This is a genomic window from Mesorhizobium sp. B2-3-6 (genome assembly GCF_006442305.1).
In the GTDB taxonomy this organism is placed as follows: Bacteria; Pseudomonadota; Alphaproteobacteria; order Rhizobiales; family Rhizobiaceae; genus Mesorhizobium.
In genome coordinates this window covers 331,439-345,308 of sequence record NZ_VFVW01000007.1, presented here as the reverse complement: position 1 = coordinate 345,308, position 13,870 = coordinate 331,439, and the positions used below count along the sequence as shown (strand labels likewise).

Sequence of the window (13,870 nt, the reverse complement as noted above, 5' to 3'; positions counted from 1 at the left end):
AGGAGGACCGACCGGTCCTGTGCCTCTTGCAACCGCTTGCCGGCGCCTGCGGCATCAGCCGGGAACAGAACCCCTCGCCTGGGCTCTATTGTGCCGTCCAGCCGCCGTCCATCGGCAAGGTCGTGCCGGTGATCTGCCTGGCTGAATCCGAGCACAGGAACAGCGCCAGGGCGGCAAGGTCCTGGACGGCGACGAATTCCTTTGTCGGCTGTGCGGCCAGAAGCACATCGCGCTTGACCTGTTCCTCGGTCATGCCGCGCGCCTTCATCGTGTCGGGGATCTGCTTCTCGACCAGCGGCGTCCAGACATAGCCGGGCGCGATCGCGTTGACGGTGATGCCGTCCTGCGCGACTTCCAGCGCCACCGTCTTGGTCAGGCCTGATATGCCGTGCTTGGCCGAGACATAGGCGGATTTGAACGGCGAGGCGACGAGCGCATGAGCGGAAGCCGTGTTGATGATGCGGCCCCATTTGCGGCTCTTCATGCCAGGCAGCGCCGCTTTTATCGCGTAGAAGGCCGACACGAGGTTGATGCGGATGATCGCTTCCCATTTGTCGTCCGGGAATTCCTCGATCGGCGCGACATGCTGGATGCCGGCGTTGTTGACCAGGATGTCGAGGCTGCCGAACGCCTCTTCCGCCTCATGCACCATGGCGCTGACCGCCGCGCCGTCCATCATGTTGGAATCGGAGTAGCGGCATTTGACGCCGAAATCCTTCTCGATGCCGGCGCGCTCCTGCTCGATCGCCGTGGCCTCGCCCAGGCCGTTGATGGTGAGATTGGCGCCTTCGGCGGCGAAGGCGCGGGCGATGGCCAGGCCGATGCCGCTGGTCGAGCCGGTGACGAGCGCATTCTTCGAAGACAGGGAACCCATGGGTGATCTCGATATGGTGGGAGGGAACACGAAAGATAGGGCGCGGTCTTGTGCGCCGCAACATGACGATGCCACAGCCATATATCCGCGCATGCCCGACTCGACCGGCTTCGGCGACTACACCGAGACCGGTCACGTCATTCCGGTGCGCTACAAGGCCAGCATGGCGACTATGTCCACTCGATGTACCTCGACGACGCGCCGATCACCGGCGCGAGCGCGGTTTTTCCTCCGGAATTGCCTGGAAACCGAACCGCCCTGATGGTCCGTCAGGGTCGCTTGGCCCGGGCAGGGCCAACATCGGGCGACCCGGCGATTTCCAGCAGCGACGACACCAGCAATTGCCGCTCGTCTGGGGAAAGCACGTCCGCGTCGAACAGGTTCATGCTGCGCAGGCCCTCGATGGCGAGATAGCAGACCAGCAGCGACTTGAGATCCGGCGTCTCGCTCTTCAGTCGTTGGAAGAGTTGTCGCTTGAACGTCTTTATCGGCGACATGAAGTCCGGATCCTCGGCGATCGCCGAAAATATCCACGACGCCGATGGCTGCTTGTCCTCGCAATCCTTGGCCGAAAGCCTGATGTAGACGGCGAGCGGATTTGCGCCATTGTCGTTGCTGCTGGCGGTCTCTAGCGCCTGCTCGAATTCGCGCAGATAGCCTTCGACCAGGCCCTGCATCAATTTGGCCTTGGTCGGGAAATTGTAGAGCAGTCCGCCCTTTGATACGCCGGCGCGGCTGGCGACGGCATCCAGGGACAGGCTACCGGGACCGGATTCCCGTGCGACGTCCGCCGCCGCAGCGAGAATCCTCTCGCGCGAGTTCGTTCGTTGGGCTTTCATGGCGCCTCCCATCGCAAGCTTAGGCCCAATTGACAAGACCGTCCAGACGGTACAGTAAGACCGCGGTCATTTGAAATCGGGGCCCGCAGTCGATATGTGTCCCGATATCCGCGCTTCGCGCCGGATTTCGACTGAGGGGACTTCCTTGTTCAAGCGCATACTCCGTTTCGTTATCATCATTCTTGTGTTGGCCGTGCTCGTCATCGTGGTCGGCGGCATCGTCGGGTTCAATTTCCTGCGTGACAACGGCATCAAGCAATATTTCGCCACGATGAAGCCGCCAGCGGCAACCGTGTCGACAACCATCGTCAAGCCGTCGAACTGGACGCCGGGCATCGAGGCGATCGGCACGGTCCGCGCCGTGCGCGGTGTCGACCTGACGGTTGAGACCGCCGGCATCGTCAAGGAGATCCCCTTCCATGCCAACGAGAAAGTGGCGGCCAATGCGGTGCTGCTGCAGCTCGACGACGCCGTAGAGCGTGCCGATCTCGCGGCACAGAAGGCGCAGGCGGCGCTCGATCAGACATCGCTGACCCGTGCACTCGAACTGACCAAGCGCGGTGTCGGCTCGGACTCGACCTTGGACACCGCACGTGCGGCCGCGTCCGCCTCGGCATCCCAGGTCAACAGGCTTCAGGCAGTGCTCGACCAGAAGCAGCTGACGGCGCCCTTTGCTGGAACCGTCGGCATCCCCAAGATCGATCTAGGCCAATATCTGGCGCCCGGCACCGCCGTGGTGACGCTGCAGGATCTCGACACGATGCGGGTCGACTTCACGGTTCCCGAACAGCAACTGCCGCTGCTCAAGATCGGGCAGACGGTTCGGCTGGGCCTCAGCGGCGGCGACATGCCTTTTGCCGGAACCATTCGCGGTATCGATCCCAAGATCGACCCGTCCAGCCGGCTGGTGAACATCCGGGCGGAAGTCGCCAATCCCGAAGGCAAGCTGACCCCCGGCCAGTTCGTGCAAGTGCGTGTCGAACTGCCCGAGGAGCAGAATGTGCTGGCGCTGCCGCAGACGGCGCTGACCACCAGCCTCTATGGCGACTACATATTCGTGGTGCACCCGGCAAAGCCCGCCGAGGCGCAGCCGACCAAGCCGGAGACAAACCCCGCCGCGGCGGCGACCGACAAGCCGGCGGACGCCAAGCCCGCGGCCGATGCCAAACCGGCCGAAGCCGCGAAGCCTGCCGCCGATGCGGCAAAACCAGCGGACAAGGCCGCCGCCGATCAGGCCAAGCCGGCCGCGGGGGGCGAGCAGCCTGCCCTGGTCCTGTCGCAGGTATTCGTCAAGCCCGGCCGCCGCAACGAGGGCATGGTCGAGATCGTCGAAGGCCTCAAGGCGGGCGATGAGGTTGTCACGGCAGGTCAGAATCGCCTCTTCAACGGCATGTCCGTCAACGTCGACAACACCATCGACCCAACCAAATCGGCGAACAAGCAGGCCGACCAGCAATGAGCGTTTCCGATCTCTTCATTCGCCGGCCCGTCCTCTCCACGGTCCTTGCATGCATGATCCTGCTCCTGGGTTTCCAGGGCATATTCAGCCTGTCGATCCGCCAGTATCCGAAGGTTGACGAAACCGCGATCACCATCACGACGGCCTATCCGGGCGCCAGCGCCGACCTGATCCAGGGCTTCATTTCCGCTCCGATCGCGCGCGCCGTCGCCTCGACCGAGAACATCGATTACGTCACGTCGTCGAGCCGACCGTCCTCCAGCACCGTGACTGTGCAGATGAAGCTCGGCTCCAACCCGGACGTCGCGCTGACCGAAGTGCTGTCCAAGGTCCAGGGCGTGCGCGGCACCTTGCCGGACGCCTCCAAGGATCCCGTCATCGTCAAGGGCACGGGCCAGCAATTCGCGATGATGTACATCTCGATGCAGAACCCGAACATGACCAAGGAGCAGCTGACCGAGTATATCGAACGCGTCATCAGGCCCCGCATGTCGACGGTCGAAGGCGTCGCCGACGTGCAGATCTTCGGTGCCCAGGAATACTCGATGCGGGTCTGGATCGATCCGGTCAGGCTCGCCGCGCGCGGTGTGACCGCATCGGAAGTGCTGACGGCGATCAACAACTCCAACTTCCTGTCGGCGCCCGGCAACACCGAGAACGAATATGTCGTCTCCTCGATCACCGTGCGCTCGACGCTCCAGACGCCGGAAGCCTTCGCCGAACTGCCGCTGCGCTCGACCGACGGCAATGTGGTGCGGCTGCGCGATGTCGCCCGCGTCGAACTGGGCGCCGAGAATACCGACACCAGGGTTTCCTTCAACGGCAAGCCAGGCACCTTCCTCGCCATCTTCCCGACCCCGGCTGCCAATCCCCTGACCACGGCGGCGGCGCTCACCAAGCTGGTGCCTCAAATCCAGGAGACGTTGCCGAAAGGCATGACGATCGAGATCGTCTACGACGCGACCGGGCAGATCAGCGCCTCGATCGACGAAGTGTTCAAGACCATCGGCGAGGCCGTTGCCATCGTCGTCGTCGTCATCCTTTTGTTCCTTGGCTCTTTCCGTTCGGTGATGATGCCCATCGTCACCATCCCGCTGTCGCTGATCGGCGTCTGCTTCCTGTTGTTCGCGGTGGGCTATTCGATCAATCTTCTGTCGCTGCTCGCCATGGTTCTGGCGATCGGCCTCGTCGTCGACGACGCCATCGTGGTGGTGGAGAATATCCACCGCCACATGGAAGAGGACCACATGTCGCCGATGCAGGCGGCCTTCAACGGCATGCGCGAGATCGCCACCGCCATCGTCGCCATGACCATGACGCTGGCCGCGGTGTTCGCACCATTGGCCTTCACCGGCGGCCTGACCGGCGCGCTGTTCCGCGAATTCGCCGTCACGCTCGCCGGCTCGGTGGTGCTGTCGGGCGTGATCGCCATCACCATCACGCCAATGATGTCGGCGCGCCTGCTGAAGTCCGGCACGCCAGGCCGTTTCCAGCGCATTGTCGACGGCACTTTCGCGCGGGTCGAGCACGTCTATGAGCGGGCCGTCACCGGGTCGCTCAACTATCGCCCGCTGACGCTGATCATCGTGCTGGCGCTTGTCGGGGTGACCGGCTTCATGTTCACCAAGACCTCAACCGAACTGGCGCCGGAAGAAGACCAGGGCTTCCTGCTCTCGCTTGTAACGGCGCCGCGTTATGCGACATCCGATTACACCGAGACTTACGTCAACCAGATGCTCGGTCTGGTGAAGGATATTCCCGAAACGCGGGCGCAGTTCTCGGCCGTCGCGTTCGGCGGCACGACGAACAGTGCGTTCGTCGGTTTCGCCTTCAAGGACTGGGCGGAGCGCAAGCGCAACTCGAAGGAGCTGCAGGCCGACATCACAGCCCGTCTCGCCAAGGTGGCGGGCGTCCAGGCCTTCGTCTTTGCGCCACCGACGCTGCCGGGCTCCGGCGGCGGCCTGCCCATCGCCCTGGTGGTGCGATCGACCGGCGACTCCTCGGAAGTGTACGACGTGGCCGAGAAGATCAAGAACAAGGCACAGGCCTCCGGCCGCTTCATCGTCGTGCAGAATTCGATGGCCTATGACGCGCCGCAGGTGACGGTGACCATCGATCGCGACCGCGCCGCGGCGCTGAACCTGCCGATCGCCGATATCGGCCGGACGCTGACGCTGCTGGTCGGCGGCGCCGAAGTGGCGCAGTTCGACCGCGACTCCAACAGCTACGACATCATCCCGCAGGTGCCGAAAGAATTCCGCGACAATCCCGAAAAACTCGGCGAGTACTTCGTGCGCAGCGTAACGGGCGAGATGGTGCCGCTGTCGGCGGTGGTGAAGATCTCGACCAATGCGTCGCCGGCCGCGATCGAGCAGTTCAACCAGCTGAATTCGTCGACGATCTCGGCGCTGCCGCTGCCCGGCGTCACCACTGGCGATGGATTGAAAGTCCTCGAGGACATAGCCAGGGAGAGCCTGCCCGACACCTTCTTCATCGACTATTCGGGCCAGTCCAGGCAGGAGAAGGAACAGGGCAACACGATCCTGATCGCTTTCGGGGCGGCCGTCATCGTCATCTATCTGGTGCTGGCGGCGCAGTTCGAAAGCTTCCGTGATCCGCTGATCATCATGATGGCGGTGCCGCTGTCGATCTTCGGCGCCATCGTGCCGCTCAATCTGGGCCTCGGCACACTCAACATCTACACGCAGGTCGGACTGATCACCCTGATCGGCCTGATCACCAAGCACGGCATCCTGCTGGTCGAGTTCGCCAACCAGCAGCGCGAGATCCACGGTATGCGGCGACGCGACGCCATCATCGCTTCGGCCAAGGTGCGGCTGCGGCCTATCCTGATGACGACGGCGGCGATGGCGCTTGGCGTGGTGCCGCTGATCACGTCCAGCGGCGCCGGCGCCGCTGCCCGCTATTCGATGGGCCTGGTCATTTTCACCGGCATCCTGGTAGGCACCATGTTCACGCTCTTCGTCGTGCCCATGTTCTATACCTTCATTGCCAGCAAGGACTTGCCCCAGCTGGCCGAGAAGCCGGATCCCAAATTGATGCCGGCATTGCCGAGCTGATGGAAACGGCATTGCCGAACTAACAAAAACTAACAAAGAAAAGAGGCCGAAACGTCCCGGCCTCTTTCTTTGGCTGTGCTCGATTACCGCGGGAAAATGTTCCGGCGGGAGCCCTGAACGGATATGGCTGCTGTGCCGATCCGTTGCCAGCCAGCTACTTGACGATGACGATGCTGGTGTTGGCCGGCCCGAAGGTTTCGACGAGCTGGTAGAAATCGGCGGCATTGTCGGGATGCAGCCGCACGCAACCATGCGAGGCCGGCCGGCCAAGCCGCTTGATGGCATAGGTGGCGTGCACCGCATAGCCGCCGCTGAAGAACACCGAATGCGGCATCGGCGCGTTGTCGTACTTCTTCGAATACCACATTTCATGCATGCGCGTCGGCTTGAACGAGCCGGTCGGCGTCACATGCGCCCTGTCGCCGGTGGAAACCTTCCAGGCGAAGGCCGGGCGGCCGTCGACCGAGACTTCCATCACCTGTTGCGAAAGCGAGACGCGCGCCACGATCTTGTTGGCGGCATGCGCGGTACCCGTGCTGGCGCCGAACAGAAGCGCCGCACCCGTCAGGGCAGCGGCGGCGGTGATGTTGATGAGCTTGGCGGAAATAGCAGTATGCATGATGTCCCTCTCTCTGCCGGGCTGGCCGGCCCCAAATTCGATGAGCGGCTTATCCCTGCATCATGTTTCGGAGAGATTTCGTGAAATGCTCGTTTGTGTTTCGAATATGTTTCCTCTGGTTAATGGGCCAAAGTTTCCAAATGGCGAACATTGACGCTGTCATCCTGGACAGGAGTAGGCACATAGGTATCCAGCCCGAAACGAAAGTTCGGATTAGCCAAAATTGAAAGGTTGGAGCCCTATTTCGAAACAGAATCTGCAACAAAGCGCATTTTCGGCGGCATGAAGCGGATACAGGCCGTCGGCAAAGTTGACGTAACGAAAGCAGACGGCAACGACCACGGGAACGAAAACGAACATGCGGTCCTGGTTTCTCGGGATCAGCATCGCAGCAGCAGCCATTAGCGGCGCCGGCACGGTTGCCGACGGTTCCATGGCCAGCCTCGCGGCGATGAGTTCGAGTGAGATCTCAACCCTCTATACCGTCCTGTTTTGTGCCACGGTCTGGATTGTTCCAGCCTGCGCATCGTCCGGCTCAAGGCCCACTGGCGGGTTGGCCTTCGGCTGCTGGCATTGCGCGGCCCCTCCGGCAACTTGCTGCTGAGAGGACCGAAGGCCCGCGCCGTGACGGGGGGCTCCGTAGACGGCGCGGGCACTTCGGGAGTTCCTGAAGTATGCCGAGGCGTCACGCGCCCACCCAAGACGGGCGTTGGTCTTCGGAAAACAAGCTGCCGCAACATGATTTACTGGGGATTGACGCAATGAAAACGAAACTTGCAGCCTCTGTGCTTTCGGCACTGCTCTACGCACAGGGCCTGCTCGGCTTTGCCGGGCTCGCCACCGTGCTCTTGAAAGAGCGCGCGCATGCAGGCGAGTTCGCGGCAGGCAGCGACATGCCGCCGGGGCCATCGCTACTGGTGGTGCGCTGAGCGCAGGGCAATCGGGCCCGAGGTGAAAACCGGTTTGGAAATCCGATGCTCAACCAGAGGAATTGCGTGAGCGCCCGGCCGTCAATCGGCGAATTGCGCCGGCGGATCGAAACGGTAGCCGGCGCCGCGTATGGTGATGATGGCTTCCGTATCGAGCTTGCGGCGCAGCCGCACGATGCGCGAATCGATCGAGCGGTCGAAAGCGTCGACATTCTCGGCCGGCGCCGCCGCGATTATGTCGTCGCGCGTCAGCACCTTGCGGGGACTGGCCAGGAACAGCCGAAGCAGCGCCACCTGGCCGGGCGAAAGCTGCTCCTCCGTGCCCGAGCGGTGCATGACGATGGCCGACCTCAAATCGACGGTCGCGTTCTCCAACACGATCAGTTCCTGGGCGGCCCTGCCCCGCCGCGTCAGCAGGCCGCCGACGCGGGCGGCGAGTTCCCTGACATTGAGCGGACTTTCGATGACGTCGGCCGCGCCGAGCTCGAGCGCCAGCACCTTGTCGACGAGGTCGCACGGCCGGCAGATCAGGATGAAATCCGGTCCGCCTTCACCGCCCCCGCCTTGGCTGCCATAACGCCTGAGCAGATCACGTCCCTCCGCCTGGCTGAGGCTGTCACCGACGACGACGACGTCGACGCCCTTTCCCGCCAGCATAGATTCCGCTTCCCAGGGCTGGCGCGCCTGACGCACGTCGTGGCCTCGCCGCTCAAGGTGATCGGCGAGTTCGGTCGCCACCACGTCGGCGACGCAGATAAGCCCGATAACGGCGCGTGCAGCCATGTTTTCCAACCATTTCCTGGCAACCCGATATGAGTGCTGGACATCATGTTTATACCCAATCTACTTTCCACCGAAAGTGGGAGCGAGCGCATCGTGCGGGCAAGAATTTTAATTGTCGAGGATGAGCCCGATCTAAGAGAGGCGGTCGCCGAATATCTCGGCGCCGCCGGCTATGACGTGGCGACCGCCGAAACCGCGGCCGCCGCGCGCAGCCTGGTCGAAACGCAATCATTCCACCTCGCCATCCTCGACATCGCCATGCCGGGTGAGGATGGGCTATCGCTCGGCCGCTGGTTGCGCTCGAGACTGCCGATCGGCATCATCTATGCCACCGCCGCCGGCACCGCGCTTGATCGCATCGTCGGACTTGAGCTCGGCGCCGACGACTACATCGTCAAACCCTACGAGCTGCGCGAGGTGCTGGCCAGGGTCCGCAGCGTGCTGCGCCGGGTTCCGCAGCACGCGCCGATGCACGGCCAAAAGGCGAGCGATCCCCGCCGCTCCGTCGCTTTCGGCTCCTTCCAGGCTGATCTCGACGGCAGGCTGGTCACCGGCGCCAACGGCGCGGTGATCGACATGGCCAAGAGCGAGTTCGACGTGCTGGAGGTTTTCCTGACCCGCGCCAACCGGCTGCTGACACGTGCTGCCATTTCCGAAGCGATCGGCCTCACCGAAGATCCGGAATCCTCGCGCGCGGTCGACATTCGCATCATGCGCCTGCGCAAGAAGATAGAAACGGATCCGGCCAGCCCGAAATTCCTGCGCACGGTGCGCGGCGAAGGCTATATCTTCTCGCTGCCGGCCGGCGACGGCCACTAAGTGGGCGCGGGGGATTGCTCCCGCGCCTGTGCTGGTCTGTGGTCGGATCCGTCGCAATACTTGTCGCCCAAAAACGCTCTTGGTTTTGGGACAACGCATAAAAACAAGGATTTGAGACGCGGCGCATGAAATCCGCTTGGCACCGCAACAATGGCTGAAAATGACCGCTGAAGCAGCAGGCACGGACATGCAAGACGGCCGGCAAGGCGCGGCGATGGCGGCCGTGCGCGTGGTGCGGCGGCTGCGCGAGGCCGGCGACTGGCAGCGCGAGATGGAAGCCATACTGGAAACGCTTTGCCACGCAATGGACTGCCAGCGCGGCATCCTGTTCCGCCTGCGCGAACTGCCCGGCCAGGGATTTGCCCAGTCGGTGGCCGCCTACTGGATCGATCCCGTGCTCGGTGGCGAGTTGGCCTCGCCGACGGTGATCGTGCAGTCGATCATCAACGCCGATCCGCTGCTGGAACGGCTGCAGGAGGATGAACGGCAGGGCAAGATTTTCGCCGGCCATACGCGCGACCTGGACGGCTTCCTGAGAGCCGATTTCGAAAAACAGAGCATTAAATCGTTCCTGTCGGTGTCCGTGTTCGCGCATGGCCACCTATGGGGGACGCTGGCGGTCAATGACTGCATCGAGGAGCGCGAATGGACCGACGAGGAAGAAGCGACGCTGCACATCATCGCGCTGGCCATCGGCGACGCGATCGAACGCTCGCCCTCCGACGCCCACGCCAGCGAGGTCATCCGCCGCACCATGCTGCAAGCCTCGCTCGATGCCATCCTCGTCATCGACGAGACCGGCTCGATCGTCGAATTCAATCCGGCCGCCGAGAAGATGTTCGGCTTCCTGCGCAGCGATATCCTCGGCAAGGACCTGCTCGACACCATCGTGCCGATCTATTACCGTAAGGGCTATGCGTCGGGGGCCGAATACATGTCCGGCCGCGGCGCGCCAATGGTCGGACAGCGGCTCGAGACGGTGACCCAGAACGCCGCCGGCGAGATTTTCCCCATCGAACTGACGGCGACCGAGATGCGGGTCGCCGACCGCCGCCTGATCTTCGGCTCCATCCGCGACCTGCGCGACAAGCTGCGCGCCGAGGAGGAGATCAATCGGCAGCGCGAGAAGTTGCACCAGAACGAGAAGATGGCGGCGATGGGTTCGCTGCTTGCGGGCGTCTCGCATGAGCTCAACAACCCGCTGGCCGTGGTTGTCGCCCAGTCGACGCTGCTGCACGAATTCGCCTCCGATCCGCAGACCAAGGTTCGCGCCGAGAAAGTTCGCGCCGCCGCCGAGCGCTGCGGCCGTATCGTCAAGAGTTTCCTGTCGATGGTCCGGCTGCATCCGACCGAGCGGGCCGAGACGGACCTTAACCAGGTGATCCGCGCGGCGCTCGAGGTGACCGCCTACGGCGCGCGCTCGAGCGGGATCATCATCGACACCGATTTCGCGCCTGGCCCGTTGCTGGCCATGGCCGACGCCGATCACGTCACCCAGGTGGCCGCCAATTTCCTCATCAACAGCCAGCATGCGCTGGCAGGCATAGGCGGCGACCGGCTGATCAAGGTGCGGACCTTCCGCAGCGAGCGCGGCGATCCCGGTTTCTCGGTCGAGGACAATGGGCCTGGCGTACCGGAAGCGATCCGGTCCCGCATCTTCGAATCCTATTTCACCACCAAGCCGGTCGGCGTCGGAACCGGCATCGGCCTGTCGATCTCGAAATCGATCATCGAGCGGCACAATGGCAATGTCTGGTTCGAGGAAGTGCTGCCAAGTGGCGCCCGTTTCGTCGTCCAGCTGCCGGCCATTGTAGCCGGCGTCGCCATCGCCGGCGAGGGCCAGCCGCGATCGAGCGGGCTGCGCCACGCCTTGATCATCGATGACGAGCCCGACGTCGCCGGTTCGCTCTCCGACATACTCGAACTGATGGGCATCAAGTCACGGATCGCGCCCCTCTGGGACACGGCCACAGCCATATTGGCTGGCCACATGCCGCCCGACATCGTCTTTTCGGACCTGCGCATGCCTGGAACAAGCGGCATGACCATCTATCGAGAGTTGCTTGCCGAAAGACCGGAACTGGCGCGGCGTTTCGTGCTGGTCACTGGCGACCTGATCGGCGCCAAGGCCGAAATCGAGGCGCTGCCGCCCTTGCAGCGTCCGCAGATCCTGGAGAAACCGTTCAGCACGCTGGATGTGCGCAGCGTGCTTTCCGCCATTGCCGACCAGGTGGTTTCGAAGGGATAGACCGTACCAACCGGTTAAAAAAGCCCCCGGCCGACATGCGGCGGGAGCCGAAGGGAGCGCTGGACGCGCTCGGGGAGCGCCGCGGCACGTTCCAAAGCGGAGCCGCTTCGGAACCATGTTTCAGTCGAACTCAGAAAATATTCGGCGTATTGGTCAGCGGCGCGGCATTGGCGATCATCCGGACCGCACGGGCTTTGTGGGCTCCGGACTGCTCGGCTATGGCCCGCAGGCAATCGACGCTCTCGGCGCCCCAGGCCTGACCCTTGCAGGCAAAGTCGACCATCGACATCGGCAGGCGTGCGGTTCTGGTGGTGGTCATTGCGCCGCCGACGACGTTGGTCGGTGGATTGAGCGAAGCAAAGGCCGGGCCGACCGTCGGCGCAAACGCCATGCCGGCGAAGGCGCAAGCAGCCAGCGCCATGAACATCGCCATGGGGTGGTCGCTGGCGCGCTGGCGCAACGCCAGCTTCGGGCGGCGGCCAACGCGCTCCGGAGCCTGGGACCGGCGGTCGTTGCTGGCAATCTGAACTTTCGCATGCATCATCATCCCCTTCGTTGACTTTCTTTTTTTGATAAAACGAACTTAGTCGCGCTCTGTATCAGCGGAAAGCTGGCGTGAATCTGATATTGTAACCGCCTTGAAACGGCACCCGCGGCAGCCCCCACCAACTGGGCATCACGCGCCCGCTTGCCGATCTCGGCTCGGCGGATCGGCAAGCGGGCAAGACGGCGGCGACGCCTTTTGCCTCGGCTTCCGCCGTGGCAGGATTTGCTTCGAAACCCTGCCGGAACCAAGCTTTGAAACCCGGGCTAACGCCCGGATTCTCCGGGGTTTTCGGGGCCAGCCGTCACATCGGATTGGATTGAAATCGGCGCGCCAATTTTCTTTCGAAAATATACTTGTTTCCACAAGCCATTGCATTTCAATGAAAAATATGATTATATTGAACGGATATTCAATAAAAAGAAGAGACGTTTTATGAACCCGCATCTCCGTGACGTGGCCATTCCCAACGATTGGGACCGGCGGGGACTGCCTGGCTGGAGCTACCATTCCGATGCCCTCCTCGAACTCGAGAAGGAGCACGTTTTCCGCAACCATTGGCAAATCGCCGGACATGTCAGCGACATCCCTGACGCCGGCGACTACCTGGCCATGGACGTCGTCGGCGAACGCGCTCTGATCGTGCGCGGCAAGGACGGCGTCGTGCGCGGTTTCAACAATATGTGCCGCCATCGCGGCAGCCGTGTCGTCGCCGACAGCCAGGGCAATTGCAAGAACGCGCTTGTGTGCCCGTTCCACGGCTGGGTCTACAATCTCGACGGCACGTTGCGCGGCGCTGCCCGCCCGCGTTCCTTTCCCGATCTCGACAAGACCGAGTTCGGCCTGATGCCGCTCGATCTGGAGGTGTGGATGGGCTTCATCTTCATCCGCTTCCGCGCTGGCGGCCCGCAGCCGTCCGTCGCCGAGTTGATGAAGCCGATCGAGCCCGAATTCTCGCACTACAAGGCCGCCGACATGGTGCCCTCCTGGGGCATCTGGACCCAGAAAACTCCGGTCAACTGGAAGTCGGTGCGCGACGTCGACAATGAGGGCTATCACGTCGCCATGGCGCACCCGGCTCTGCAGGACCTCTATGGCGCGACCTATTTCGACGAACCCTTCGTCAACGGCGTGTCGCGCTCCTTCGCCAGCTACAACCCGCATGCCGGCCGTCGCTGGAGCGTAAGGAACTACGTCAAGATCGCGCCGGAGCCGGCGCATCTGCCGGACTATCTGAAGAAGGCCTGGGTCTATTATGGCATCTTCCCCAATGCCGTCCTCTCGGTGATGCCGGAATCGGTGCAGTTCTATCAGGAGTTCCCGCTGTCGACGGGTGAGACCCTGCTGCGCGGCGCCATTTACCGCTATCGCGACGAAAGCCGCGAGCAGGCTGCGGCCCGCTATCTCTCCTTCCGCATCGACCGCGACACCATGTCGGAGGATGTCCAGCTTTCGGTGTGGTCGAACGAATCCATGCTGTCGGAAGCCTTCGAGGGTTTTTACCTCTCCGACCTCGAATACGGAGTGCGCACCCACCACGACCATCTGCGCAGGCAGATCCCCGTGCTTGGGCTCGAAACGGCGCCGGAGGAGAAGGACATGTGGAACTTGAACGACGCGCTGCGGTCGCGTGGATAGGCGACGCCGATAATTGGCGAAACCATCGGTGAGAGCGC

12 protein-coding genes and 1 pseudogene are annotated in these 13,870 nt (G+C 63.0%); 7 read left to right on the top strand and 6 right to left on the bottom strand.

Annotated features, from left to right (window positions below; genetic code table 11):
- Window positions 1-85: 85 nt before the first annotated feature.
- Window positions 86-874 (bottom strand): 3-hydroxybutyrate dehydrogenase, encoded by a 789-nt coding sequence (locus tag FJ953_RS21860; protein WP_140517914.1) that lies wholly within the window; start codon window positions 872-874, stop codon window positions 86-88.
- Between the two features lie 88 nt (window positions 875-962).
- On the opposite strand from FJ953_RS21860, the pseudogene FJ953_RS31005 reads away from it, so the two are divergent.
- Window positions 963-1,087: pseudogene (locus tag FJ953_RS31005) on the top strand (acetoacetate decarboxylase family protein); the annotation flags it as partial.
- A 56-nt stretch (window positions 1,088-1,143) separates the two neighbouring features.
- Here the strand turns inward: FJ953_RS31005 and FJ953_RS21850 are convergent.
- On the bottom strand, window positions 1,144-1,713 hold the full coding sequence (locus FJ953_RS21850; RefSeq protein ID WP_140517913.1) for a TetR/AcrR family transcriptional regulator: 570 nt from the start codon (window positions 1,711-1,713) through the stop codon (window positions 1,144-1,146).
- A gap of 145 nt (window positions 1,714-1,858) precedes the next feature.
- On the opposite strand from FJ953_RS21850, the gene FJ953_RS21845 reads away from it, so the two are divergent.
- A complete protein-coding gene (locus FJ953_RS21845; protein ID WP_140525491.1) occupies window positions 1,859-3,172 on the top strand; it encodes an efflux RND transporter periplasmic adaptor subunit in 1,314 nt (437 codons plus the stop codon).
- A complete protein-coding gene (locus FJ953_RS21840; protein WP_140525490.1) occupies window positions 3,169-6,252 on the top strand; it encodes an efflux RND transporter permease subunit in 3,084 nt (1,027 codons plus the stop codon). Before FJ953_RS21845 ends, FJ953_RS21840 begins: the two co-directional genes overlap by 4 nt.
- Before the next feature lie 154 nt (window positions 6,253-6,406).
- Here the strand turns inward: FJ953_RS21840 and FJ953_RS21835 are convergent, their stop codons facing one another.
- Together FJ953_RS21835 and FJ953_RS30695 are read right to left on the bottom strand one after the other, a co-directional pair.
- Window positions 6,407-6,871: a L,D-transpeptidase gene (locus FJ953_RS21835; protein WP_140561605.1), complete on the bottom strand. Its 465-nt coding sequence runs from the start codon at window positions 6,869-6,871 to the stop codon at window positions 6,407-6,409.
- A gap of 213 nt (window positions 6,872-7,084) precedes the next feature.
- On the bottom strand, window positions 7,085-7,306 hold the full coding sequence (locus FJ953_RS30695; RefSeq protein ID WP_181171662.1) for a hypothetical protein: 222 nt from the start codon (window positions 7,304-7,306) through the stop codon (window positions 7,085-7,087).
- 326 nt (window positions 7,307-7,632) lie between these two features.
- Here FJ953_RS30695 and FJ953_RS21825 point away from each other — a divergent pair, with 326 nt between their 5' ends.
- Window positions 7,633-7,800 carry a hypothetical protein gene (locus FJ953_RS21825; protein WP_140558462.1) on the top strand — a complete coding sequence of 56 codons (168 nt, stop codon included), beginning with the start codon at window positions 7,633-7,635 and terminating at the stop codon, window positions 7,798-7,800.
- An 81-nt stretch (window positions 7,801-7,881) separates the two neighbouring features.
- Here FJ953_RS21825 and FJ953_RS21820 read toward each other — a convergent pair whose 3' ends face one another.
- Complete coding sequence (locus tag FJ953_RS21820; RefSeq protein ID WP_140500617.1) at window positions 7,882-8,583, bottom strand: response regulator transcription factor; 702 nt, start codon at window positions 8,581-8,583, stop codon at window positions 7,882-7,884.
- 45 nt (window positions 8,584-8,628) lie between these two features.
- Here FJ953_RS21820 and FJ953_RS21815 point away from each other — a divergent pair, with 45 nt between their 5' ends.
- Together FJ953_RS21815 and FJ953_RS21810 are read left to right on the top strand one after the other, a co-directional pair.
- Window positions 8,629-9,402 (top strand): response regulator transcription factor, encoded by a 774-nt coding sequence (locus FJ953_RS21815; RefSeq protein WP_181167426.1) that lies wholly within the window; start codon window positions 8,629-8,631, stop codon window positions 9,400-9,402.
- A gap of 160 nt (window positions 9,403-9,562) precedes the next feature.
- Window positions 9,563-11,650, top strand: coding sequence for a sensor histidine kinase (locus FJ953_RS21810; RefSeq protein ID WP_181168634.1), 2,088 nt, complete (start codon window positions 9,563-9,565; stop codon window positions 11,648-11,650).
- A gap of 130 nt (window positions 11,651-11,780) precedes the next feature.
- Here the strand turns inward: FJ953_RS21810 and FJ953_RS21805 are convergent, their stop codons facing one another.
- Entirely contained in the window at window positions 11,781-12,191 is a 411-nt protein-coding gene (locus FJ953_RS21805; RefSeq protein WP_140625039.1) for a hypothetical protein, read from the bottom strand.
- A 438-nt stretch (window positions 12,192-12,629) separates the two neighbouring features.
- Here FJ953_RS21805 and FJ953_RS21800 point away from each other — a divergent pair, with 438 nt between their 5' ends.
- On the top strand, window positions 12,630-13,832 hold the full coding sequence (locus FJ953_RS21800; protein WP_140500615.1) for an aromatic ring-hydroxylating dioxygenase subunit alpha: 1,203 nt from the start codon (window positions 12,630-12,632) through the stop codon (window positions 13,830-13,832).
- Window positions 13,833-13,870 lie beyond the last annotated feature (38 nt).